Raw genomic sequence first — 23,699 nt, 5'->3', positions numbered from 1 at the left:
GGAACATGCAACTACCTTCCAAAGTGACCGTTCTAGCTGTGTGCTTGGTCGTGTGGACGCCTTCCATTGGTGTCTGCGCAGATATGCTACAGTCTACATTGCCCGCGCCGGATGCCTTTGCCCAGCAATTGGTCGGCGCCTACGGGGCCGCTATTGGTGCACATGTTGGGTGCCATGATCGTACCTCTTGGGCACAAATCAATGTGCGGGGCGGCAACTTAGTGGCAATAAATGAGTGCGGCCAAGGTGCCAATCTCACGCTCGATGGGAACCAGACGATTCACTATGGCCCCACGATCACCGGGCGTTACAATGACTATCTGGGTGTCATTTATTTTTCGAACGGCGTCCAATGGGTAAAGGCCGGCGGTCTGGTTGCGAAAGCGCTCGGTGATTACCCTTATGTTGCTGATGGCTTATGCCACGACCACTATTGGCATGCGAGTGTCGAAGTAGTGCAGGGACGGTTCCTAGCCAGAAACGAATGCCACCAGATCACACAGCTTCAGATCACCGATAACGGAAACTTTATCGCTACCGGCTGGAGGAAAGCACTGGGCGTCCCTGACTATAACGGCACGGTCTCTTGGAACACCGGCACGGATTGGTACAAAACCAGCCCCTAGTCTGGGGCATAGGCTCATCGCGCGTCGAGCGAATGCAAGCGGCTTAGAATTTCGCATTCGCCGCCGCCATCCTGCCCGCCATGGCCAAGGCGGACAAGCGAACTTCCGATCAGCAGAAGCAGGGCGAGACCCTTCGCAAAGAGGCGTCGAAGTGGCTCGCGCGTGTCGAGGCGGCCGGCAAGCTTGAAAAGCAGTGGATGGACGACGCCGAAAAGGCGGTGAAGGCCTACACCGGCGAAACCAAGTCCGACGACCTGAGCACGTCTGCCACGCTCGGCAACACCTACGACTTCAACATTCTTTTCGCCAACGTCGAGACCATCGTTCCGGCGATCATCAACAGTCCGCCAGCGCCTGACATTCGGCGCCGCTTCGCCGACGAGGATCCTGCAGCAAAGGACGTCGCAGAGCTGATCGAGCGCGCCATTCGCAAACAGGTCGACGATTCCAAGCTCCAGGTCGAACTGGAGGGCGAGGCGCAAGACGGCTTCCTGGCGGGTCGCGGCATCATCCGGCTTCGCTTCAAGAGCGACATCGTAAAGGACGAGACGACCAATGCAGAGCTAGCCAAGGCGAGCGACGAGCGGGACGGGGGCAAGTCAGAGGAAGCCACGACCGACGACTACGGGGCAGCGGCACCAGGCGCAGCGCCGGGCGAACGCCTCGCGAACGAGTGCATCGAATTCGAAGCGGTAAGCTGGCGTGACTACCGGCACGGTCCGGCGAAGCGCTGGAAAGATCGGCCGTGGGACGCATTCCGCTTCGTCGTGCAGCGCGAAGATGAGGGCGCGGTCTTCGACGCCGGCCTGATCAGCATCCAGACCGACGACCAGGAGAAGAAGGCGCGCGGCGAAGGCGATAGCGACCTGTGCGGCTGGGAAATCTGGGACAAGAGCAGCCGCAAGGTCATTTTCATCGACGACAATGGCGTTGTCCTGAAGAAGGTCGACGACCCGCTTGGCCTGAGCGATTTCTTCCCGATCCCGGCGCCCGTGCAGCCGATCGAGCTGACCGGCAGGCTAATGCCGGTCAATCCGTTTTCGATCTACAGCAGGCTCGCCGACGAGTTGGACCTGACGACAAAGCGCATCGGCGTCATCACCCGGCACATGAAGGTCAAGGGCTGGTATTCCGGCGACGCTGGTGACATCGCCAACATGCTGGCGGCCGATGACACCGAATTCGTGCCGATCGGCAATGCAGACATCTGGGCGGCCAATGGCGGCCTGTCTGGTGCGGTCGCGTTCTGGCCGGTCGAGAAGTTCATTCTGGTGCTGAGGGAGCTCTACAGCGCCCGCGAACAGACCAAGCAGGCCATCTACGAAATCACCGGCATTTCCGACATCGTGCGCGGCGCTTCCCAGGCGAGCGAGACCGCCACGGCGCAGAACATCAAGACGCAATGGGGTTCGCTGCGCATCCAGAAGATGCAGCGCATGATGGAGCGCTGCGCACGCGACATCTTCGTCATGATGGCGGAAATCATCCCGGCGAAGTTCTCGCATGAGACGCTGCAGCAGATGACCGGCGTCCAGATCATCCCGACGCAGCAGGATCTGACGCCGGTGCAGCCGCCGCCGGCGCCACCGCCCGGCGCTCAGGTGCCACCCGAGCAGCAACAGCAGCTTCAGCAGGCCATGCAGGCGGCTCAGCAGGCCGAACAGCAGCGGCAGGCTAAGTTGGCCAAGCTGGAGTCGATCCAGCAGCTTCTGACGCAGCGCCTGGCCATGATGTACCGCATCGACGTCGAGAGCGATTCAACAGTCAAGGCGGACCTGACCAGGCAGAAGGCAGAGACGGCCGAGTTCATGCAGGCGGCCGGCGCCTATTGGGCCGCCGTCGGTCCGCTGATCCAGCAAGGCGAGATGTCGAAGGAAGTGGCGGTCGAAATCTTCGCCGCGAACTCGCGCCTCTTCAACCTCGGCAAGTCGGTCGAGGACGTTCTGGAAAAGATGGTGACCGATGCCAAGGCGCAAGCCGGCCAGCCTCCGCAGCCCAGTGCCGAACAACAAAAAGCTCAGGCGGACGCGAAGGCGCGAGAAGCGGACCAGGCGGCGAAAGTCGCTGATGCAAAGACCAGGCAGGACGCCGCTGCGCAAGACATGCAGTTCAAGCGCGAACAGCACGACATGACGATGGCTGAGAAGCGTCTGGACCTTCAGACGAAGCGCCAGGCCGCGCGCATCGACCAGAACCAGGTCCTGCTCGCCAACGGCATCGTGCCACCGCCCGACCCCGAGCAGATCGACGGCCAGGCGGTGCTGAAAGAGATGGCCGCGCAGCGCGACATGTTCGGGCAGGCGCTTGCCGCGCTCATTCAAGTGCTGTCGCAGCCGAAACAGATCGTCCGGGACGCCCAAGGCCGCGCCGTGACGGCGATCCCGATGCAGCTCCCACAATCAGGAGCCCAGGCAAATGGCTACAACCAGTGAAGTCGAGGTAGGGATGGCTGCCATCGCGCAGCGTCTCAGTGACCAGCGTCAGGTGATGATCAAGGTGAAGGCGAACGCCAGCGTGGCCTCGACGGCCCTTGCTGCGATCCCGAACGACTTTGCCGACGTCATCGCCACCGTCAATGCGTTCGGCACCAGCAACGCCTATGAGGCCGCCGTGAAGGCCCAACTCGCCAAGATGACGGCCGAGTTCACCGCCCTGAAATCGAAGGCTGATGCTGTCGCCGCGGTGGATCTCAATAGCTGATGTTCGGCGATAGCGGCCAGTTCTACCCTTACCAGCCGATCCAGTTCATGGATGGATTGCTGAACCCGTTGATTGGAGTGGCTCCAACATTCGATGTGGTCGGCACTCCTACGAGCGGCGATAACGGCTCATCCAACACCACCTCCACCACAGTTACCTTTCCGACCGGGATCATAGCCGGCGAACTGCTCCTGTTGTGGTTTGCTTCTGACAACCTCATCACACCAACTACGCCGTCCGGCTGGACCAGCTTGTACACCGCCTCTAACGGCGGCATCCGCTTTACCGGCTACTACAAGCAGGCCAGCGGCTCAGAGGGCGCTTCGATGGTCGTTTCTCATGGCAGCTGCCAGACTGCCTGGGGATGCCTGCGCGTCACTGGGCAGACCAGCTCCGTTCCGGAAGCTACGTCGGTTGGCGCGAGCAGTTCTGCTCCCAACCCCCCTTCACTGACACCTTCCTGGGGCTCTGCTAGTGACCTTTGGTTCGCCGCGGCGGCGCAATGGGGCTTCTCCATCACTGCCGGTCCAGCCGGATACGCCAACGTCATCAACAAGGCGAAGGGCACTAACAACTTTGCGCTCAGGGTCGATTATCTGAAAGCAACGGCGACGAGCCAGGACCCTGCCGCATTTGCCTCTGGCGGTTCCAACTCCAACGGCGCCAGTACAACGGCGGTGCACTGAGATGCGCATTCCGAGCGGCAAAACCGACCAGGCCATTTACTTCGTCGCCGTCGACAGCACGGACCTGAAGACCCGGAAGACCGGCCTGTCGTCGTTCACTGTCTATCGCAGCCGCAATGGGGGCACCGCGACCGTCTACACCACGCCGACCATCACCGAACTGTCGGCGGCCAACATGCCGGGGGTCTATTCGCTGCTGATCGACGAGGACACCACCATTGCGTCGACTTCGGACGCGGAAGAGTATTGCGTGCATATCACGCAAGCGAGCATGGCCCCGGTGTCGCGTGTCATCGAGCTTTTCCGGCGAGACACGACGAGCGGCACCACAGCGTTGGTCGACGCCAATGGTCGCGTCGACGTGATCAAGATTGCCGGCACCACACAGACAGCGCGCGACATCGGCGCGAGCGTGCTGCTGTCGTCCGGCACCGGCACCGGCCAGGTGAGCCTTGCGGCCGGCATCGCAGCGGTGAACGTCACGCAATTCGGCGGTGCCGCCGGAACCTTTTCGGGCGGCAGGCCAGAGGTCAACACCACGCACGCCGCCGGCACCGCCTGGAACTCTGGCGCGATCACGGCGAACACCTTTGCGGCCGGCTGTATCACCGCCGCCAAGTTTGCGGCCAATGCCCTCGATGCGGTCTGGTCGACCGCCACGCGCGTACTCACCGCCGGAACGAATATCGTGCTGGCCAAGGGAACCGGTGTCACCGGCTTCAACGACCTCGATGCGGCCGGTGTTCGTGGTGCCGTCGGCATGGCATCGGCCAATCTCGACACGCAGCTTTCGACGCTGTCGGGCAACGACACCACCATCAACAACAACCTGCTGGCGGTGAACACGAAGCTCGGCGCGCCCGCCGGCGTATCCGTCTCGGCCGACATCGCCGCCATTAAGTCGGACACAGGCGCGATCAAGGCAAAGACCGACAATCTGCCCGCTGCACCGGCTGCGGTGGGCGACATCCCGACGGCAAACCAGAACGCCGACGCGCTGCTTGACCGGGCTTCCGGCGTCGAAGCGGGCATGACGCCTCGACAGGGCTTCCGCCTCTGGTCTGCGGCGCTGCTCGGCAAGGCGAACGGTCTCGGGACCGGAACGGCCATCTTCCGCGATACCAACGACACGAAGGACCGCATCAACGCCTCGGTCGACCAGGACGGCAACCGGCTGGCGGTCATTCTGGATCCGAGCTGATGTTTGCTGATCGCTATTTCGGCAAGCGCTATTTCGGAAATCGATACTTCGGCCCGCACGGCGCCGACGTCGATTCACTTTTCAAGCCGGGCGGCGGCTACTATCGCAAGCCGATCAAGTACGTCCGCGATGGAAAGGTTGTCCACCTCGATCAGCCGCCGCCCGCACCCGAAGTGGTCGAGTGGCCAGCCCTTTCGACGGATGTTGTCGCAGCGCTTCTCGCCGGCTTCCAGGCCCCGCCGATCGAGTTGCCGGACACGGCTGCATTGGAGCGGCGCCTTGGCCGCATGGTGATCGATGGGGAGATGGCCGCCATGCGCGACGATGACGACGCCATGCTGCTTCTGCTCATTTGACAGACAATTGCTGACAACTTCTAGCGTTTTAGTAGCCGCTGAAACGGAACGTACGCCAGATTTTTCGTGAACGGATCGAGTTCGTCGACCATCCGACACAGTTGAAACTCAAGCGGCTTAGAATTTCGCGCGACGCCTCGCACCCTGTACCTGCCCGAAAAGCAGGACAGGAAATTGGCCAGGTACGTTTTCCGCGATGGCATCTTCGTCGACCGGCAGACCGGCGTTCCGATGGAAAAGCCGTTCGCTGGCCAGATCGTCATGCCGAACGTCATTTCCGACATCCCGGATTACGCCTCGCCGATCGACGGCCGAATGATCACGTCGCGCTCTGAGCGCCGCGATGATCTGAAGCGCAACAATTGCGTCGAATACGAGCCGTCCCTGTCACCGACGAAGGGCAAATTTCGCAACCCCGATTTCTGCAAGAAGCGGGGTCTTCAGGTGTCAGAGGAATTTCGATGAGCACTACCGTAGCAGAAAGCTTAGCCAACAACGCCCCACCTGCCGGCGCACTCGCCGAGGCCGCGAACAGCAATGCGGCAGCGGCCGATGCTGCCGACGACGCGGCGCTGGAAGCCATCTGGAACAAGAACGAGCGCGACAACGGCGCCGAGCGGGACGAAGGCAAGTTCTCCAGCCCGAATCCCGAGAAGAAGGCCGACGCGAAAGCTGACGCCGGCAAGGTATCGCCCGAGGGCGGTGGCGGAGAGGAACAGGCCGGCGGTGGTCTGACGCCTGACGCAGGGTCGGTTCCTCTCCCGGCCAACTGGCAGGGCATCAAGGGCGGCGTTGCCGAGAACGTCAAGCAGGCTTGGGAGAAAGCGCCGGCCGAGCTGCGCAAGTTCGTCGCCGAGCGCGAGCAGGAGCTTCAGGGCCGTCTGTCCGACCACGGCCGACAGGTTTCGGTTTACAAGCCCATTCAGGAAATCCTCGATCGCAACGGCGGCTACTTCGACCCGAACACGGGCAAGAAGATGGCTGACGGCAAGGTCGTCACGCCAGCCCAAGCAATCGAGTATCTTTTCAACGTCCAGCAGAGCATGGACAAGGCTCCCGTTGAAACGATCATGAGCATCATCGACGGCTATGGCATCCGCGACAAGATTGCGGGTGTCTTCGGCCAGACCGTCCAGCAGGGCGAAACCGAATTGCGGCAGGAAATCGCCGGGTTGAAGCAGATGCTCGCATCTGTCCACAACTCCGCGAACATCGACGACCGCATAAACCAGAGGCTCCAGGAGCGCGACGCCACCACCGCCGCCAATGAAGAGTTGGGCCGCTTGTCAGCCGACAAGCCGCTCTACTCCGAAATCCCTGAGAAGCGGATGGTCACCTTCATCAACGATGCATGGGACCGGCTTGGAGCCACCGCCTCGAAAGAGGCCGTGTTCAACCTGGCCTATGACATGGCAGTCAACGCCGATCCCGATCTGCGGGCCAAGGCAGCCGCCGCGAAACCGGCCGCTCCCAAGGACACCGGAAAGGTCGACGCGGCCAAGCGCGCCAACTCCGTCAACATCCCCTCAACAGCGTCGGGCAAGGCTCGGGTTCTCTCCGAAGATGAAGAACTGGCCGCTGTCTACGACCGCAATCAGAAAGGCTGACCCCGATGGCTGGTCCGTCGACTACCTTTACTGAAATGGTGTCCACCACCCTTCGCAACAGCGCGACGGAAGTGGCGGATAATGTTTCGAAGAACAATGCCTTCCTCAACCGGCTGAAGAAGAAGAACAAGATCCGCAACCTTGACGGCGGTACCGAAATCCAGGTGCAGCTCGAATACGCGGAAAACAGCACCTATCAGCGCTATGCCGGCCTCGACACGCTGAACACCAACGGCTCGGACGTCGTCACCTCCGCCAAGTACGATTGGGCGCAGGTCGCCCTGCATGTCGTGTCGAGCGGCAAGGAGCTTCGCCAGAACTCCGGCAAGTTCGCGATGATCAACCTGGTGAAGACCAAGAAGAACAACGCGCTCAAGACGGCTGCCAACAACTTCTCCGTCGACCTCTACTCCGACGGTTCGCTGGCGAACCAGATCGGCGGCCTGGCCAACATCCTGCAGACCAACGGCCAGGGCATCGTCGGCGGCATCGACGCCGCGACGTGGACGTTCTGGCGCAACAAGTTCCGCGAGGCCACCGGCACCAACCTTGCCGCGACCCCGAACGCGGCCAATGCTGCGACCTTCAAGGCGGACATGAATGCCATCTGGCTCACCCTGAACCGCGGCGCCGACAAGCCGGACCTGATCACGTTCAGCCATGACTTCTACTCGCTATACGAGACCGGCGAGCAGCAGCTTCAGCGGTACATGGACGCCGACATGGCTCAGTCCGGTTTCATCGGCCTGAAGTACAAGACCGCCGACGTGATTTTCGACGACAACACGAATTTCACGACCACGGCCGAGAAGGGCTACTTCCTCAACTCCGACTACCTCTACGTCGACCAGCACAAGGAGGCGCAGTGGACGCAGGACGACGAGAAGAAGCCCGTCAACCAGGATGCGGTTGTCATCCCGTTCTATTGGATGGGCAACGTCGTCTGCACGAATCGCTCGCTTCAGGGCGTGCTCTTCGACGCGGCATAAGGAGCAAGTACGATGACCTCTTTTGTTGGTATCGACGTCACCAAGACGTTCACCGCCGCGCAGCTCACCGGCACCGAATCCGGCAAGGCACCGAAGATCGGCGACACCTACGAAGCATATGACGGCAAGGTCTACCGCTTCGTGAAGTACAACCAGGGCGCCGGTGCGATTGCCGCCGTCGTCGGCAACGTCGTCGGCTTCTACGCTGCCGGCGGTGTTTCTGCTGGCCAGTACAACGAAGTCACGTCCGACGTGTCTGACACCGCCGCCAATGGTGCGGGCGTTCTCGCCGGTGCGCCCGGCAACGGCGAGTACGGATGGATCCAGGTCAAAGGCCCGGCAACCGTCACCACAGCGCTCGTCTCCGGCGGCGATGGCAATGCGCTGATCCTCTCGGCCACCACCGACGGCACCCTGAAGGTGGCCGCCGCCGTGACCGACACGGTTTGCGCCTACGCGATCGACGCCTCGGCGAAGATCATCATGTGCGCATTCCCGTACTGACCGCACCTCGGGCGGGCTGTAACGGCCCGCCTGCCTTTCCTCTCGCAAAGGAGTGCCAGAGATGGCCGACAAGAACGAAGCCCCCGCCGAACCCGTCGCGGTCGATACCCAGGCCGGCATCTTCCCGAAATTCTGCAAGCTTTGGAACGGCGGCGAGCACCGCAACGCAATCAACCTCGCCAATGCCGAAAAGCTGTCTGAAGCCGAGTGGGCGGCGCTGCACGTCGAGTTTCCCCGCATCGTCGCAGTGATCAACCAGTAGGGCGCCGCTGGCGCCCATAACGTTTTCAGGAGCCGAAAAAAATGAGCGAAGCGCAGCCCCTTATCCGCGTGATCGGGTTCAAGACGAGCTACGAGAAGCTGCCGGTCAAGGGCGATCCGGTGAAGGAGAAGTGCGACCATAAAGGCTACAAGCTCGACGCCAGCAATCGGCGCATGCTTGAGCTTCAGCCCGAGGACTGGGTGACCTATTCGCCCTCGCATTCGCCGCTGAACACGCGCACCACCGAACGCATCCGGCATCTCATCCCCGACCCGTCGCTGATGGGCGAGGATCAGGACGGCGAAAAGCTGCGTTTCATGACCGCGCGCTGGAACCAGATCGAGCCGGCCTATGTCGCGTTCAAAAGCGGGCAGGAAATCCCGCTCAACGGGACCGCGCTCGCCGCCTGGTCTGGCGTCACTCCCGAGCAGGCCGAAGTGCTGCGCACCGCCGGCATCCGCACGGTCGAGGAAGTCCGCGACCTGACCGACGGGCAGCTTGACCGCGTGCGTCTTCCGAACATGCGTGATCTGCGCAAGCAGGCGGCGCTCTTCCTCGAGAACAGCGACGCAGCCAAGGCCGCCGAGCGCGAGGCCGCGAAGGATGCCCAGATCGCCGAGCTGGTCGAGCGTCAGGCCGCGATGGAAGCCATGATCGAGGAACTGACCAAGCCGAAGAGCAAGGGCAAGGAAGCTGCCTGATGTCCATCCTCGACGTGGTCAAAGGCGCCGCGACAGTGCTCGGCATGGAAGTGCCGACGCTGGTCTATGGCGCGACCGGTCGAGAGATGGTCGAGATGCAGGAACTGGCCAACGTCATGGCGTCCGAAATCGCGGATGCCCACGACTGGCAAAAGCTGCTGATCCTGAAGACGCTCACCGGCGACGGCGTGTCAGATGCGTTCGACATGCCGACCGACTTCCGGCGGATGCAGAAGACGTCGTCGCTCTGGTCGTCGCGTTGGCAGTGGGCAACCGAACACCTCACCAGCCCGGATCAGTGGCTTGAGCTTCAGGTGACGCCGATCGCCTCGGTGAACGGCTACTGGATCATCTTCGGCGACCAGTTCCACCAGTGGCCGGTGATGGCGAACACCGAAACCGCCAAATTCTTCTACGTGTCGAATGAGTTGGTGATGGCAAGCGACACGTCGAAGAAGACGATATTCACCGAAGATGCCGACAGCTTCCGGCTTTCCGAAGAGCTGCTGAAAAAGGCGATCATCGCCCGCTGGAAGCAGAACAAGGGCCAGGCCTACGAGCAGGATCTGGACGACTACCAGGACATGCTCCTGCGACGGATCGACAGCGACTGCGGTTCCAAGCCGGTCGTGTCCGGCCAGCAGCCCGTGAGTTGGCGCGGCCGGCGCGTAGCTTGGCCTGGCACGGTCACAGGTGCAGCGTGAGGTACGAGCGGTTTCCCGGCCGCCGGAAAGCCGTTCCGGCCCCTGCGCGCGCCATGGCGCAACCCTTCACGTTCGGCGCGCCGGTCGCCGGCTGGGTGACCAATCAGAGCCTGGTGAAATCCAAGCCGTTCTCGGCTCAGACGCTTGAGAACTGGCTGCCGACGTCGACCGGCATTATGATGCGCGGCGGCTCGGTCAAGCGCGCCACGATCGGCAGTGACCCTGTCGAGAGCTTCATCACGTACAATGCCGGCGGCACCAAGAAGATTTGGGCGTGCGACGAGACGACGGTTCGCGACGTCACCGCGCCCGCCGATGCTGTCACGCCGCCGGCCGCGTCCGTCACCGGCCAGACGTCGGGCTATTACTCCTACGTCAATTTCACGACGTCGGGCGGCTCGTTCGTCGTGGCAGTCAACGGGACCGACTTCCTGCAGCTCTATTCGACGACGTTCGACTGGACGGCCGTCAACGGCCTCGCGACCTATCGCCTGAACTTCGATGCCCAGACGGTCAACTTCATCAACGGCCAGGTCGTGACGGGCGGCACGAGCGGCGCGACGGCGACCGTGGTCAAGAACGTCGACAACGGCGCGACCGGCTCGCTGATGATTCAGTCGATTACCGGAACGTTCGTCGACAACGAGACGATCACCGGCGCCGGCGGTGGCTCGGCCACGGCCAACATTCCAGGCGGCGTCGTTCAGGTTTCGGCCGCGATCACCGGGGTTGCGACCAACGCGCTGTCTCATGTCTGGCTCTATCGGAACCGCCTGTTCTTCATCCAGGGCGGCACGATGAAGGCCAGCTATCTCCCGGTCGATTCCGTGACCGGCGCGCTCGGGACGCTGAACCTGTCCGGCGTGTTCCAGCGCGGCGGCTCGCTCTTGTTCGGCGGAACGTGGTCGCTCGATGCCGGCGATGGCATCGACGACAAATGCGTGTTCGTCACCACCGAGGGCGAGGCGGCGATTTTCGAAGGCAGCAACCCGGCCGGCGCGACCGCTGCTGAGTGGAACCTGGTCGGCCGCTATGACCTCACCACGCCCATGGGCAAGCGCGCCACGATGCGCGCCGGTGGCGATCTGATCGTGGCAACGAAGGAAGGCATGGTTCCGATCTCGGCCGCGATCAACAAGGATGCGGCCGCGCTGTCCCTTGCCGCCGTCTCACGCAACATCGAGCCGGACTGGAAACATGAAGCGGCCCGCCGCCTGTCGTTACCTTGGGAGGTAATCAAGTGGCCGGACATGAACTATGCCATCGTCTCGCTGCCGATCACGGCCGAGGGGCAAGAGGCCTGGTCGTTCGTCGTCAATCTTGAAACCGGCGCCTGGTGCAAGTTCGTCGGATGGGCGACCCGCTGCATCGAACTGCACGATAGCCGGCTGTTCTTCGGGACGAACGACGGCAAGGTCTTCGAAGGCGAGATCAACGGCAACGATGACAGCGGGCCGATCTACTACACCTATGTCGGCAATCCCGACCACATGAAGACGCTTGGCCGCCTGAAGACCGTGCACCAGGCGCGGCCGACCTTCCTCGCCTCGACGCCGTTCAACCCGAAGATTTCGTTCTCGGTCAACTACACGGTCACGCTGCCGACCGCGCCGGACGCGGCGGATGGCGGTACGGCTGACCTGTGGGATTCCGGCCTGTGGGACGTTGCCCTTTGGGACCAGGCGGCACCGGTGGCGACTGTCAGCGGTGGCCAATGGATCTCGATCGGCAAGACCGGATACGTGCTGCAGCCGCAGGTGCAGGTCACCGGCTTTCTCAACCGCCGCCCTGATGTCGAATTCGTGCAGCTCGACGTGACATTTGAAAATGGCGGGGTGGTCGTATGAGCTACGACATCGCCATTGAGAACTTCAACGAGGCCTGGCCGGAGCTCGAACCGCTTAGCCGCCGGCATTACGGCGAGATGCAGGCGCGCATGGCGGCCGAGGGCATGACGATCGGCGAGTTCAAGCCGCGCCTGAACGTCTACGGCTCGGCCAGTCATCTGCTCTGCTTCGTGGTCAGGAACGAGGGCGAGGCCGTGGGCTACGCCTTCATCTGGATCACGCAGGACATGCACAACAGCGAACACATCGCCATGGAGGACACGATCTATATGCGGCCGGATCACCGGAACGGCATCGGACGCCGTTTCACCAGGCACATCCTGGCCGAACTCAAAGCGCGCGGCTGCGTCAGGGCGCACGTGACCATCGCCACCGATCTGCGCGTTGCCAAGATGTGCGAGCGCGTTGGCTTCAAGCGGTCGGCAATCGCAATGACCTATTTCCTTCAGGAGGCCTGACAAGATGTGCGCGCCCGATCCTCCCGCCCCGCCGGATCCCAAAGAAACCTCTGCGGCGTCGACTTCCACGAATGTCGGCACGGCTGTCGCCAACGCGAACCTTGGCAACGTCAACCAGGTCACGCCTGACGGTTCGCTGACCTATAAGCAGTCCGGCACCTATAAGTGGAACGACCCCTATACGGGCAAGTCCTACGACATCCCGACCTACACGGCGACGCAGACCCTGTCGCAGACGGGGCAGGCGATCAAGGACCAGACCGACCAGGCCAAGCTCAACCTTGGCGAACTGGCCGCTGGTCAGTCGTCGTTCCTGAAAGACTGGTTGTCGAAGCCTGTCGACCTGTCGAACGACGCGACCGAGGCCCGGCTGATGGACCTCGGCATGAAGCGGCTGCAACCGGCGCTGGACGCCCGCCGCGCGGCAAATGAGGCGGACCTGATCAACCGAGGCATCCGTCCGGGTTCCGACAACTACGCCCAGGCGCAGAACATTCAGAACCAGGGCGAGAACGACGCCTATGATCAGCTCCTGCTGCAGGGTCGTGGCCAGGCCGTGCAGGAAGCGCTGGCGCAGAACTCGGCGCCGATCAACAACCTGACCGCGCTGCTGTCCGGTTCACAGGTGAGCCAGCCGAATTTCGTCAACGCGAACATGCCGACCATCCCGACGACCGACGTCGCCGGCCTGATCAACACCAATTACAACCAGAAGCTCCAGAACTGGCAGCAGAGCCAGGCGAATACCCAGAACATTCTGGGTGGCCTGTTCTCTCTCGGCGCGTCGTTCATCTAGGAGGGATCATGGGTTTCATCTTCGGTCCCGGCCAGCAGTACCAGACGCCCGAGGAACTGGCGAAGGCTCGCGCCGTTGCCGAGGCGCTGCTCAACCAGCAGCCGATCGCGCACAATGTTGGCGAAGGCCTTGCCGTGGTCGGACAGGCGATCAGGGGCAGGCGCGACCTGAACCGCATCATCAAGGCGCAAGGCGACATGCGTGCCGGCGGTGACGGTGTCTTTTCGGCGCTGTTCGGCGGTGGTGCACCGGCAGCAACGTCGACCGTGACGCCGCGCGGCGGCGGTGCGGTCGCTTCGGCCCTTGGTGGCGGCTCGATGGGCAGCGCTCCGGACCTTTCCGGCAATGACGTCTACAACGGCTTCATGGATACGGTGAAAAGCAAGGTCACCAATCCTTACGGCCTCGCTGCCGTCGCCGCGACCGCCAACGCCGAAAGCCGCTTCAGCCCGAAGAACGCTTTCGGTTCCTGGTCGGACCCGAGCGAAAGCGGCCAGGCTGGCACTGCCGGCGGCATCCTGTCCTGGCGGGGTCCGCGCTTCGCCGCGATGCGTACCTTTGCCGGCAGCAATGGCGGCGATGCAAATGCTCCGTCGCCCCAGCTTCAGGCGCAATATTTCCTGCAGGAAGACCCCGGCCTGATCGATGCGCTGAATGCTGCGAAATCGCCGGAAGAAGCGCAGCGCCTGATGAACAACGCCTGGAAATTCGCCGGCTACAACCGTCCCGGTGGCGAGGCCGCGCGCCGCATTTCCATGGCCAATTCCTTCACATCGCGTTTCGCCGATGCCGCGCCGGTAAACGTGGCGAGCCTCGAACCGGGCGCGGGCGTGTCGGCGGCGCTGAACAAGCGTCCGGCGCCGGACGGCCCGGCGGCGGTCGCACAGCCTGTTCAGTCGCCGCGCGCGGCAGAACCGCCTCCGGTGGCCGCGAAGCCGGCTGCGGCGGCGCAGACGGTCGCACAGGCCAATCCAGCCTCCGGTGGTCCGACCGTGCAGCAACTTCTGCAGGCCTCACAGGATCCACGCCTGTCCGAGCAACAGCGAGGCGCCGTTAACCTGATGCTGAAACAGAAGCTCGACGAGCAAAATCCGGCAAACCAACTCGAACTGGAAAAGAACCGGCTGGAAGTCGAGAAGCTGCGCAATCCGCAGATTGAGCCGGGTGACAAAGCGCGCCTCGATTTCGACCGGGAGAAGTTCGCGGCCGAGCAAAGCAAGCCGATCGAGGTTGGTGGCGTCCTGGTCGATCCCAAGACGCACGAGCCCGTTTACAGCGGCCAGCAAACCGATTGGGAAAAGCTGGACGAGCGGACCCTGTACAACAAGCGCACGGGCGAGACGCGGGCTGTCAGCATCGGCAATGGTCCGAACGCTGGCCAGTTCCGGTTCACGGGCAATTCCGTCGAGGCTCAGGCGCTCAACGGCCTGATGGATGGTGGCGGCCTTACGGTCGAGCAGGCGCAGCAGCTCGCCGCCGGCAAGACGATCAGCGGCCCGAATGGCGAATTGCTGTTCCTCACGCCGCAGGGCGTGTTTGGGCAGGCTTCTGCCGGTGGTCCGGCTATGCCTGTAACGACCAAGGCGGCACCGTCCGCCGTGCCGGCACCCGAAGCTCCGAGCGCGCAAGCGAGCCCGCGCGCGGCCAATCCGCCGCCGAGCGAGAACGCCGGCATCCTGCCTCTCACGGGCGCGAAGCAGAAGCCGCTGAACGAGCAGCAGCAGCGCGACAACAAGCTGTACTCGGTGGTCGCACCCGAGCTGCAGATTGTCGAAAAGAACTTCTCGGCCCTGTCCAATCCGTCGGATCAGGCCCTGTCGGCTATCCCGCGCGGATCCGACTTTGGCGCCGAGTACCTGAAATCGCCCGAGTATCAGCGAGCGTCGAACTCGCTGCGCACCATCATCGCATCCTACCTCTACAGCGTGTCCGGCGCGACGGCGGCGCCGGCCGAAGTCGAGAACCAGGCGGCCATCCTGACGCCAAAGCCTGGCGAGGCGAAAGCATCCCTCGACGACAAGTTGGCGCGTATCCGGCAGATGGTCGACGCAATCAAGAGCGGTGGCGGTTCCGCGCCGGCTGGCAACGCGGGCACCGGTGGCGGCACGACCAGCAACGGCTTGAAGTGGAGCATTGAACCCTGATGCCTACGCTCAACATCCAAGGCCGCAAGGTACAGGTAGACGAGGGGTTCCTGTCGATGACGCCCGAGCAGCAGAATGCGGCGGTCGAAGAGATTGCCAAGTCTCTGCCGTCAGCAAACGCTGATGTTTCCGCGGCGGATGCCCGCGCGAAAGCCGGCATGGCCGCTGCTCAAAAGATCATGGATGCTGGTGGCCCCGAACCGGGGAGCGGTCACGACGCGCCCGGAATTGCCTCTCCCCGCGCCATGGGCGCGTCGGGAACGTTCCTCAATGCGATCGGCGAAGGCATTCCGATTGCCGGCCCCTATGTCGACAGGGGCCTGACTGCCACGGCGGCGGGTATCGGCTCGCTGCTGACCGGGGAGCCTGCTTCCGAGGTCAACCAGGAGATGACCGACATCCAGCAAGAAAGCCGTGCCGCGCACCCGATCGCGCGCACTGCCGGCAACGTGACGGGCGCCGTGGCCGGCACGCTTCCGGCGATGGCCGCAGCGCCTGAATTGTTCGGCATCGGAGTCGCGTCGACCCCGTTGCGGTTGCTGGCCAGCACAGGTTCCGGCGCAGCTATTAACGGTGCGGATGCAGCCGTGCGGTCAGGCGGCAACCTTAAAGAAGCAGGTATTGGAGCAGGCATCGGTGCTCTGACAGGCTTTGCCGCCCCATTTGTCGCTCCGCTTGTCGGCAAGGGCGTCAAGGCCGTCGCCGACCGGGTTCAGCTCAGCGCCATTGCCAAGGCGCTTGGCCTGGACAAGAGCGCCACCAAGATTCTGGCGAGCGCTGTCCGACAGGATGCCGTAGAGCCCGGCGCACTGGCGCAGCTCGGCGACAATGGCATGTTGATGGATCTCGGCCCGAACCTGCGTCATACCGCTGGCGCCATCGCGGCAACGCCTGGAGAAGGCAAGGCCATCGTTCGCGGCGCGATTGGTGCGCGCGATGCCGACGCCAACTGGCGCATCCGGTCCAGCCTCAACGAGACGCTTGGCGAGGCTCCTACGCCGTCGCGCATCATCGACCGCGCGACCCGCAACCAGGCAAGTCTACAGCCGGAATATAGGGAAGCCTTGCGCGAGGCCTCACTGGTCGATTCTGCACCAATCGCCCGCTATCTCGACGCCGAGGCCCAGACGCTGCGCGGCGAGGCGCAAAAGGGCGTTCTGCGGGTTCGGAACATGCTCAACTACACGCCGACGCCCGACGAAATAGCCCGCGCTCGCTCCGGCGGTCAGCCGCTGCCCGAGCCTGGGCTGATCAGCGACGCCGGGACGCTGCTGAACGCGCGGCACGCCGTCGATGACCTGCTGGAAACCACGCAGGGGAGCAACGCCCTGAACGCCCTTCAGACCGCACGCCAGGCGATCGATGATGAACTTCGTGCCGCGGTGCCCGGCATCAAGGAAGTGGATGCGAAGTACGCCGAGCTAGCTCGCCAGAAGGACGCCGTTCAGCGCGGCCAGACGGTGCTTTCCAGCGGCCGGGAAGCGCCGCGGCCCGACGAACTCGCCGAGGAAGTCAGGCAAGCCGCGCTGCCGCAAGGTTTGCAGGTGGGTCCGTCGGCCGTGCCGCTTCGCCTTCGTGAGGGCGCCCGCGCGGAGATCGAGCGCATTGTAGGCACCAACGCGAACGACCGCGTCGCGCTTCAGCGCCTGATCAAGGGGGAAGGGGATTGGAACCGGGCGCGCCTGTCGACCTTGTTTGGCTCCGACCGGGCAAAGGCGATTATCGATCTGCTCGACCGCGAAAAGCTCTTTGCCGACACGTCGAACATCGTCACGCGCAATTCCGAGACGGCGGCGCGCATCGCGGCCAGAGATGCCATCGACGGCGGTGGCAGCAGCGGTTTCGGCGTGCGCGAGGGCTTTATTGCCGGCGGCGCGCGCGGCGCAGCACGCGCGGCGGGTACTCGAGCTGTAGAGACCATCATCGACGCGCTGCGGAACGGCGGGAACGACAAGGCAATTACCGATATGGCTCGCAGCCTCACAGGCGGCCCGCAGCAGAGCGCCGTGCTCGATGCGCTGATGCGGGTTGGCCAGGGATCTAGGCTTCAGCAGTCACAGGTCGATCGTGTGGCGCGCGCTCTGCTGCTCAGCGGACCGGACGCCGTCGGTCGCCCTTGAACGGCGTTGCTTGCGGTCTTCGTAGATCCAGACCAGCAGCACCAGGAACATTCCGAACATCATTCCAAGGCTAAAGTCGAGCGACAAACGGCTTAGAAACCAGTCGGCACCTTGGTGGATGGCGGTCAGGACGGCAATGGTGATCACCGCTGCGATTAGCTGAAGGACGGTGGTTCGCGACATGGCGCGGAACATAATGCGAAACCCTAGAAAGCGAAAGGGATGCCCTGGCGCGCCGCTCTTGGAACAAATCCGACGAAGCGCTGTTGAAAAGGTGTCTGCGATTGTTCCCCTCAAAGCTTTCGCAGACTGGGTGGAAACACCGGCCCGCGTCCTTTGCCGAGAGGGCGCGGGTTCTCCATTTTAACGGGTCGCTGGATTCTTCCTGTATCTTTGACGGAAAACACCGCCGCTCCCGCCTTGCTTCTCAAAGTTCGGGCGAGCGCGGGGGCGATTGGATGGCGGGCCTTTTTTCGTATTGACAACGGAAGGCCGCATGGCGATGACAGCATCGATTCAAACACGGGGAACTGCATGACAAAGAAACCATATGTGAAGCCTTCACTAGCGAAGAAAGCGAAGCTGTCGACCGTGGTCGCATTCAGCCTGTCCGGGCCGCTTCCACCGACCTGAGACATCAGGTGCGTGGGACCGGCCCGCTGGCTTCGGCCGGCGGGCTTTTTTGTTTCAGCCGATCGCTAGCCTCCAGATACGCAATGTCTATTAGGTACGTCAGCAGATCTTCACCATCCTCACGCATCCGATGGCGGATTACGCCCAGCAGGGATGCAACAAAGCGCAAGTTCTCCAGCTTGCTTGGCGAATCCATGATGCGCCTCCTAAGTTGACGATTCGTGCTATAATATTAGCGTATGCTTTCGCGAACGTCCCGCCCGCAATATTTGGCATTTTGAAAAGGCGCCCTTAAGGGTCGGCGCCCGGCGATAGCGGGAGTAATCTCCTACCTTCTTCAATGGCTCATGTCGTCTTCCGTTTCGGCGCCACGTAGCTGGTGGCAAGCCGCACCGTGTTGAGCTTGACCGTGACTGGAACGCCAAGGTTCACCGTCACTCTGTCCTCGTCGACATGCGTGACGTCGCCCACCAGCTCAATCTTCTGCCCGCTGCTCACGTTTGGCGACCGATCTACGATCGAATGCGGCTGGTGGTAGGAAGGGATCAATACGGCGATCCGGTCCTCTGTGACGCGCTTGCGCACAGTAGCGGTGATTGCGACCTCGTCGCCGACTTTGATGCTGCCCTTCGCCATGCCGATACAACTCCGACACGGCAAATAGGTTCGCAAGTGATTGCTAATGTATGGTTGCAGGATTGTCAGAGAACTGACGGATCAACTCGTAACTGGCCGTGGCCGTTGACGCCATTGCATGACCTGCAAATAGGCCGCCGCGGCTGCGTCGCATTGATGGCGAGATGGGCCATTGGAGTGCAGGATGACTTCGGCCACGCGTCTTGGAATGCCGTGCTTCGCTGCAAAAAATCGACCTCATAGGGAAACTGGTCCGAGTCCGGGTCGCTGCTGTTCAATTGCTTGCCCAAATGATCCTCCGCCGGTGCCTGGGATCACATAGAACGAAGTCGGCCATCATTGGTTTCGGCCGCGCCGTGGTTTTCGTCAATGTGCTGGTGCCGGGGGCACGTATGTGGGCGAGGACACCAATCTTTAAAATTGTCTGGAACCATCCCACCCCATGGTATACTGTTCCCCTAGCGGTCGATTTCTCAGGAATGTAGCCGCCCTCATTGAAAGCCCGCCCGTGGCCCCTCCATCGTGGCGGGCTTTTCATTGGGACGGGCCACTGAATTAAGCGAAAACTCATGCCTGGAGCGTACTAAGCAGAGATGCCTTCACGCCAAACCTTAGTAGAGTACGCCATCCTCGCCACGTTGATCGTGGCAACAGCATGGATCGGGCTACACGACTGGTCATGGGCTTCCCAGTAGGGAGCTAGCCATCATCCTTTCGGAGGCAGAGTGCGCGGTGCCCCCCGCGTAGATTAAGCGAGCCGGGCGCTCGAAACAAAAGCTACCTTCAGCGGTTCTTCTTCATTGGAGGTAACAACCCATGTGCCCAGCAATCGACAATGGGGGTGATCGCCAAGCCCATCTAAAGCTGCTGGCAGAGCGACTGACGAGAGAAACTGGCATCAAGGAGGAAGAGGCCAAGCAGCTGATCGAGCTGGTTGGAACCGATTGGAATTCGCTGCTTCGCGAGGCTAGGTTCCTGAAAGGTCGACACTAGACGGTTGCCGGCCCGGCACTAGCGGATCCGCTGGATGCGGCCCTTTTCGAGACGAAAAACACCGTTATGACCGCCTTGCTTCTCAAAGTCGGTTTGTAGCTCATCCCAGGTGCCAAGATACTCTCCACAATCGTCGCAAGAAATCGGCGTCTCGGGACGAGCGTCATCGGGAATTCTCAGCCGGATGGTGAGGCAGTAGGGGCATTCCAACCGATGATCGAGGTATTTGGTTGCCATCGACCCGTTCAGGATCCATTCCACAAAGTCAAGATCAACGGTCTCGAAGCCGGTGAAATCGCGGACCATTTGCGCGGCGAAGTCGCGCCATCGGCTTTCGGGAATTTGCTCTTCATCAATCGCTCGGCGAAGGGCGTTTCGCAGGATATCGCTGTCGAGTGACGATACCTTGTCGCGTGACATAGCCTACCCCCCCGCACATAAGGCCTAAGCATCCCACCCGCGCATAGCTCCTGTTTGGTGCGGGCGACTTGGGGGGATTATACGCCGTCTTCAGGAATCGGCGAGCGGAATGTAACGACAATGGCCCGCACCGGAGAGGGGACGGGCCACAGCGTGGCCCAGCGGTCGGGGGTGTGGGGCTTGGGGTTCGCCCGCCGGGCCTACCGGCAAACTGGATAAGGGGACGTTTGTCGGCGGGCCGCATTATAGGCGGACATAACGGGATATAGAATAAGCAGCTGCCGTTAGGGCCATAAGCTGCGGTGACGGCCTAAGCCAAGCGGCGCTTAGAAACGGCCTGCAATAGTTCCCCTTCGTCCGTGAGCCCGTTCCGGAAAACGCTCACGATGTCCGCTGCGAGGTCTTCCCTCTGTTCCTTGTCTTGTTGTGCTAAGCGGAGTTCGACGCACAACTGGTCAAACACGCGCTGGAGCAAGTCCAAGTCAGCGGGTTCGAATACTCCGCTGTAATGCGATAACGGCATAACGGCAGCCCTCAAATTGCCGTCCCTTACCCTATTATTCTGCCACCAACTACGACCAACCTCAAGGCGTCCAGCAGATCCAAAAGGCCCGCCGCCAAGGAGTTAGCGGCGGGCAGTTCAGGGTTACCGCAGATGGAGGGGATAATCTCCTGCGACTGCTACCAATGAACTGGCGGGCCGTTGTTTCCTGTGCTCAGACCTATGCGTGCGGCCATCGGACCTCAGTCGCCAATTGGGACGTGAGGCGAGCTCGAGTTCACCTTCCCCAAAGGCATACCTTGCGGGCTGCCTAGACAGGGCGCACTGTAACGGGGCTTCGACACCTCCTCGATGTCGGTGCATGGCCCGGCCCGCGAAATCCTGTGTCACCTCGATAAAGCGAGCCGGGCTGTGGGTGTCTTCCCCGGTGACTTCCCGCCCGGTTCAACAGCGCCTCAGGCCGCGAGTATCCAGAAGCTCGGCAATATCGGCAATCAGTTCGCGAGCCCTGGCCAGTTCCGCTTCCGCCTGCTTCCGGACACGGTCATTTTCCTCGCGAAGCTTTTGCGCCCGTTTCATGGCAGCCGCGCTGATATCGAGGGAAGTCCAAGTGTCCATGCCGACCAACTCCAGGAGCGAGCAAATGTTCCGTTTGGGCGGCGGAACCTAAAGACCATCAGCCGCCTTGTCTCAGCATGAGCACCGAGACCAAGGTGGAAAGGGGAGAACGGCACGTTCGCGAAGGCAGGGCACGCATTGCTCGCCAGCGCAAACTCATCGATGAGATGACGCTCGGCGGCCACCGGACCGAGATGGCCCGAGGTCTATTGCAAGACTTCGAGGCGGTGCAAGGCGAACTTGAAATGCACCTGGACTTCCTACTCACATTCAACCGATGAGTGTTCGACATTGCGCGTCTTGCGCATCGGAGCCCCGCTCACAAAGTCTCAATTTGAATTTCAAAAATTTGGCTCCTATTTTGGGCCGGTGACCGAAGCGCCTATGAATGCAGGGGTGCAAGCGATGGCTACGCTGTTCGGAAACCGGATGCGCTATCTCAAGGCTCTCCGGATCGTTGCCGCGACAGAGCGTTCAATAGGGCGCTCCGCTTCACGGATGGCATCATGCTACAGCTTGCTCGAGATGTCTGAATCGCAGTTGCAGAAACCAGTACGGACCATGTTTGAAACGTCCGCCGTCCCGAAAGGTGAAAGCGGCCCGGCGGCGCTATTGCCGCCGAAGCCAGGCAAGCGCGGTCCCTATAACAAGCGCGAGAAATCTGATATCGCTTAGCGATGAAGGAAACCGTTCTGGCGATGCTGGAGCAGCATGTGCTTTTGGGCGAGCGACATATTGCGCGCCAGCGGGAGATTGTTGCCGACTTCCACCATAAGGGCTTCAGGGTAGACTTAGCCGAAGACCTTTTGACCCTGTTCGAGCAGATGCAGCGTCTGCACGTCGCTCACCGGGATCGGCTTTTGAATTCAACGCAAGGCTAGGCGAGGTTTTTGAGTCCCGGTAGCATGAGGGAATGAAGCGCAGCACGATCTATGCCGTCTATCACCCACCAGCGAACGGCCTGCCATACATGGCTGTAGTCATCGCTCCCGATGGAACGGCTACCGCCCGTCCATTCGAAACGGAGCAAGAGGCCGCAGCTTTCAACAAGCAAATGGCAGCGGCAGGACATCCCGGCAAGGCCAACCATTGAAGCACTACCCAGCCGTAGGGGAATGGCTACAGGCCCTTTAGCGTTACCTCTGGAGGTTAAAAAGCCCCAGCGCTGATGCAGGCCGATTCTGGGCGAGAGCGGGTTTAGTCAAGAGATTGCTAATTTATGCGAACGGCATAGGAACAAACGATCCCCACCCTCGTTGAAAGGGCTGGCCGGATGCCCTTGTGTCCCAATCCCCTCTTCCGGCTAGCCTTGAAGCCAAGCCCGCTGCTGTCCCCTCGGCAGCGGGTTTCGCATTAGTGCCACAGCATGTAGGCGCCCATGCCGGCCATTAGCAGACAGGCAGCCATGCCCATCATATCGCGCTGCCTGTATCGCCAGATCGCGCCGGCAAGCATCGAGGCGGTGATGGCGGCGATGTAGATCGGAATGGCCATACTTCGTCCTGCGCTCAAATTGCAAACCTGAAGACCGAATCTTCGTCGGTCAACGTGTCGATCCGACGAAGATCCTCTGTGCCGGCCATGGGCGCATCCAGCGACAGAAACTTGAACCTGTCATAGACCTTGTTGTACCGGCGGAGATGTTCCGCCACGCTTCTGCGGATGCCGTCCATCTGCAGCTTGCCTTCGAGCACGGCCAGCATCATCTCCCCGGCAACCTCATCTCGGATGAATTTCGGCAAGGCAGCCGGGATCGCGGCATAAACGGCTTTCATCAGGGCTTCGGGAGAGTGGTTCGCTTGCAGTATCGACCGCTTGCGGGCATATGCGGCCCTCTGTTGTGCCAGGATTTTGTCGCGGTCGAGACGATAAACCTCACGATGGCGGGCGTTTATCTCCGCGCGATTCTTGTCATGGTATCGTTTTGTGGATGCGGCAGCTGCTTCCGGATACCTCAACCGATACTGGGCCTGTCGCGCTATAAGAGCGTCCCGGTGCTTTTCTCTATATCTTTTGTCGGCAGCGTGTTGCCTTTCGCGTGTACCTGGCTTTGCTAAATATCTTTGCCGAGATAGGCGGACTTTTTCGGGATTGCGCGCGCGGTAGGCGCGTCGTTGCTCGCGTTTTTTTTCAGCTCGTTCGGCATCGGTCACAGCGCTCTCCATTGCTCGAGAGCCCGCCGCCTGAAGCTGACAA

The 23,699-nt window shown here is 61.8% G+C and carries 30 protein-coding genes; 23 read left to right on the top strand and 7 right to left on the bottom strand.

The window, feature by feature from the left end:
- The first annotated feature begins 5 nt into the window (after window positions 1–5).
- The 16 genes from EN846_RS16975 (at window position 6) to EN846_RS16900 (ending at window position 13,437) form a co-directional block, all read left to right on the top strand.
- Window positions 6–626 carry a hypothetical protein gene (locus EN846_RS16975; protein WP_127311296.1) on the top strand — a complete coding sequence of 207 codons (621 nt, stop codon included), beginning with the start codon at window positions 6–8 and terminating at the stop codon, window positions 624–626.
- 80 nt (window positions 627–706) lie between these two features.
- A complete protein-coding gene (locus tag EN846_RS16970; RefSeq protein WP_245478399.1) occupies window positions 707–3,058 on the top strand; it encodes a hypothetical protein in 2,352 nt (783 codons plus the stop codon).
- Window positions 3,042–3,326: a hypothetical protein gene (locus EN846_RS16965; protein ID WP_127311297.1), complete on the top strand. Its 285-nt coding sequence runs from the start codon at window positions 3,042–3,044 to the stop codon at window positions 3,324–3,326. The genes EN846_RS16970 and EN846_RS16965 overlap by 17 nt, the downstream gene beginning before the upstream one ends.
- Window positions 3,326–4,012, top strand: coding sequence for a hypothetical protein (locus EN846_RS16960; RefSeq protein ID WP_127311298.1), 687 nt, complete (start codon window positions 3,326–3,328; stop codon window positions 4,010–4,012). Before EN846_RS16965 ends, EN846_RS16960 begins: the two co-directional genes overlap by 1 nt.
- 1 nt (window position 4,013) lies before the next feature.
- A complete protein-coding gene (locus EN846_RS16955; RefSeq protein WP_135913923.1) occupies window positions 4,014–5,213 on the top strand; it encodes a hypothetical protein in 1,200 nt (399 codons plus the stop codon).
- Window positions 5,213–5,569 carry a hypothetical protein gene (locus EN846_RS16950; RefSeq protein ID WP_135913922.1) on the top strand — a complete coding sequence of 119 codons (357 nt, stop codon included), beginning with the start codon at window positions 5,213–5,215 and terminating at the stop codon, window positions 5,567–5,569. Before EN846_RS16955 ends, EN846_RS16950 begins: the two co-directional genes overlap by 1 nt.
- Before the next feature lie 174 nt (window positions 5,570–5,743).
- A complete protein-coding gene (locus tag EN846_RS16945; RefSeq protein ID WP_126093992.1) occupies window positions 5,744–6,034 on the top strand; it encodes a hypothetical protein in 291 nt (96 codons plus the stop codon).
- Window positions 6,031–7,176: a hypothetical protein gene (locus tag EN846_RS16940; protein WP_189340580.1), complete on the top strand. Its 1,146-nt coding sequence runs from the start codon at window positions 6,031–6,033 to the stop codon at window positions 7,174–7,176. The genes EN846_RS16945 and EN846_RS16940 overlap by 4 nt, the downstream gene beginning before the upstream one ends.
- A 5-nt stretch (window positions 7,177–7,181) precedes the next feature.
- Window positions 7,182–8,165 (top strand): phage major capsid protein, encoded by a 984-nt coding sequence (locus EN846_RS16935; protein WP_127310901.1) that lies wholly within the window; start codon window positions 7,182–7,184, stop codon window positions 8,163–8,165.
- Between the two features lie 12 nt (window positions 8,166–8,177).
- Entirely contained in the window at window positions 8,178–8,669 is a 492-nt protein-coding gene (locus EN846_RS16930) for a hypothetical protein (protein ID WP_127287261.1), read from the top strand.
- Between the two features lie 61 nt (window positions 8,670–8,730).
- Window positions 8,731–8,931: a hypothetical protein gene (locus EN846_RS16925; protein ID WP_127310900.1), complete on the top strand. Its 201-nt coding sequence runs from the start codon at window positions 8,731–8,733 to the stop codon at window positions 8,929–8,931.
- Window positions 8,932–8,972: 41 nt separating this feature from the next.
- Window positions 8,973–9,632, top strand: a complete 660-nt coding sequence (locus tag EN846_RS16920) for a hypothetical protein (protein ID WP_127310899.1) — start codon at window positions 8,973–8,975, stop codon at window positions 9,630–9,632.
- Window positions 9,632–10,336, top strand: a complete 705-nt coding sequence (locus EN846_RS16915; RefSeq protein ID WP_135908335.1) for a hypothetical protein — start codon at window positions 9,632–9,634, stop codon at window positions 10,334–10,336. Before EN846_RS16920 ends, EN846_RS16915 begins: the two co-directional genes overlap by 1 nt.
- Before the next feature lie 53 nt (window positions 10,337–10,389).
- A complete protein-coding gene (locus tag EN846_RS16910; RefSeq protein ID WP_189523697.1) occupies window positions 10,390–12,183 on the top strand; it encodes a hypothetical protein in 1,794 nt (597 codons plus the stop codon).
- The gene (locus EN846_RS16905; RefSeq protein WP_127310896.1) at window positions 12,180–12,641 is read left to right on the top strand and encodes a GNAT family N-acetyltransferase; all 462 of its coding nucleotides are present in this window, start codon (window positions 12,180–12,182) and stop codon (window positions 12,639–12,641) included. The genes EN846_RS16910 and EN846_RS16905 overlap by 4 nt, the downstream gene beginning before the upstream one ends.
- Window positions 12,642–12,645: 4 nt before the next feature.
- Window positions 12,646–13,437 (top strand): hypothetical protein, encoded by a 792-nt coding sequence (locus EN846_RS16900; RefSeq protein ID WP_189340578.1) that lies wholly within the window; start codon window positions 12,646–12,648, stop codon window positions 13,435–13,437.
- On the opposite strand, the gene EN846_RS35160 is transcribed toward EN846_RS16900, so the two are convergent.
- Window positions 13,434–13,628 carry a hypothetical protein gene (locus EN846_RS35160; protein WP_189523696.1) on the bottom strand — a complete coding sequence of 65 codons (195 nt, stop codon included), beginning with the start codon at window positions 13,626–13,628 and terminating at the stop codon, window positions 13,434–13,436. The two genes, EN846_RS16900 and EN846_RS35160, sit on opposite strands and share 4 nt — an antisense overlap.
- A 6-nt stretch (window positions 13,629–13,634) precedes the next feature.
- Here EN846_RS35160 and EN846_RS35585 point away from each other — a divergent pair, with 6 nt between their 5' ends.
- Window positions 13,635–15,581, top strand: coding sequence for a phage tail tip lysozyme (locus tag EN846_RS35585; RefSeq protein WP_210236116.1), 1,947 nt, complete (start codon window positions 13,635–13,637; stop codon window positions 15,579–15,581).
- Complete coding sequence (locus EN846_RS16890) at window positions 15,581–17,701, top strand: ester cyclase (protein ID WP_135860037.1); 2,121 nt, start codon at window positions 15,581–15,583, stop codon at window positions 17,699–17,701. The genes EN846_RS35585 and EN846_RS16890 overlap by 1 nt, the downstream gene beginning before the upstream one ends.
- Here EN846_RS16890 and EN846_RS16885 read toward each other — a convergent pair.
- The 4 genes from EN846_RS16885 to EN846_RS35880 all read right to left on the bottom strand — a co-directional run bounded on the left by EN846_RS16885 (window position 17,636) and on the right by EN846_RS35880 (window position 20,383).
- Window positions 17,636–17,896, bottom strand: a complete 261-nt coding sequence (locus EN846_RS16885; protein WP_127421786.1) for a hypothetical protein — start codon at window positions 17,894–17,896, stop codon at window positions 17,636–17,638. The two genes, EN846_RS16890 and EN846_RS16885, sit on opposite strands and share 66 nt — an antisense overlap.
- A 442-nt stretch (window positions 17,897–18,338) precedes the next feature.
- The gene (locus tag EN846_RS16880) at window positions 18,339–18,530 is read right to left on the bottom strand and encodes a hypothetical protein (protein ID WP_127286534.1); all 192 of its coding nucleotides are present in this window, start codon (window positions 18,528–18,530) and stop codon (window positions 18,339–18,341) included.
- 149 nt (window positions 18,531–18,679) lie between these two features.
- On the bottom strand, window positions 18,680–18,970 hold the full coding sequence (locus tag EN846_RS16875) for a hypothetical protein (protein WP_135913920.1): 291 nt from the start codon (window positions 18,968–18,970) through the stop codon (window positions 18,680–18,682).
- 1,011 nt (window positions 18,971–19,981) lie between these two features.
- Entirely contained in the window at window positions 19,982–20,383 is a 402-nt protein-coding gene (locus EN846_RS35880; protein WP_245494782.1) for a hypothetical protein, read from the bottom strand.
- Between the two features lie 853 nt (window positions 20,384–21,236).
- Between EN846_RS35880 and EN846_RS16860 the strand changes: the two genes are divergently transcribed.
- Genes EN846_RS16860 through EN846_RS16840 form a run of 5 tightly spaced genes read left to right on the top strand, consistent with a single transcriptional unit; the run spans window position 21,237 to window position 22,596 of the window.
- The gene (locus EN846_RS16860) at window positions 21,237–21,584 is read left to right on the top strand and encodes a hypothetical protein (protein WP_135908343.1); all 348 of its coding nucleotides are present in this window, start codon (window positions 21,237–21,239) and stop codon (window positions 21,582–21,584) included.
- On the top strand, window positions 21,581–21,784 hold the full coding sequence (locus EN846_RS16855; RefSeq protein WP_127421785.1) for a hypothetical protein: 204 nt from the start codon (window positions 21,581–21,583) through the stop codon (window positions 21,782–21,784). The genes EN846_RS16860 and EN846_RS16855 overlap by 4 nt, the downstream gene beginning before the upstream one ends.
- 10 nt (window positions 21,785–21,794) lie before the next feature.
- Complete coding sequence (locus EN846_RS16850; RefSeq protein WP_127312068.1) at window positions 21,795–22,178, top strand: hypothetical protein; 384 nt, start codon at window positions 21,795–21,797, stop codon at window positions 22,176–22,178.
- Window positions 22,179–22,180: 2 nt separating this feature from the next.
- Entirely contained in the window at window positions 22,181–22,384 is a 204-nt protein-coding gene (locus EN846_RS16845) for a hypothetical protein (RefSeq protein ID WP_127312069.1), read from the top strand.
- 32 nt (window positions 22,385–22,416) lie between these two features.
- The gene (locus EN846_RS16840) at window positions 22,417–22,596 is read left to right on the top strand and encodes a hypothetical protein (RefSeq protein ID WP_127286836.1); all 180 of its coding nucleotides are present in this window, start codon (window positions 22,417–22,419) and stop codon (window positions 22,594–22,596) included.
- A 260-nt stretch (window positions 22,597–22,856) separates the two neighbouring features.
- Here the strand turns inward: EN846_RS16840 and EN846_RS35150 are convergent, their stop codons facing one another.
- Together EN846_RS35150 and EN846_RS16835 are read right to left on the bottom strand one after the other, a co-directional pair.
- A complete protein-coding gene (locus EN846_RS35150) occupies window positions 22,857–22,997 on the bottom strand; it encodes a hypothetical protein (RefSeq protein ID WP_189340792.1) in 141 nt (46 codons plus the stop codon).
- Between the two features lie 14 nt (window positions 22,998–23,011).
- Window positions 23,012–23,656, bottom strand: a complete 645-nt coding sequence (locus EN846_RS16835) for a hypothetical protein (protein WP_127421783.1) — start codon at window positions 23,654–23,656, stop codon at window positions 23,012–23,014.
- Window positions 23,657–23,699: the final 43 nt, after the last annotated feature.

Source organism: Mesorhizobium sp. M4B.F.Ca.ET.203.01.1.1 (genome assembly GCF_004791025.1).
Taxonomy (GTDB): Bacteria; Pseudomonadota; Alphaproteobacteria; order Rhizobiales; family Rhizobiaceae; genus Mesorhizobium; species Mesorhizobium abyssinicae.
Note: the sequence above shows the minus strand (reverse complement) of the source record. Positions and strands in the feature narration are given on the sequence as shown.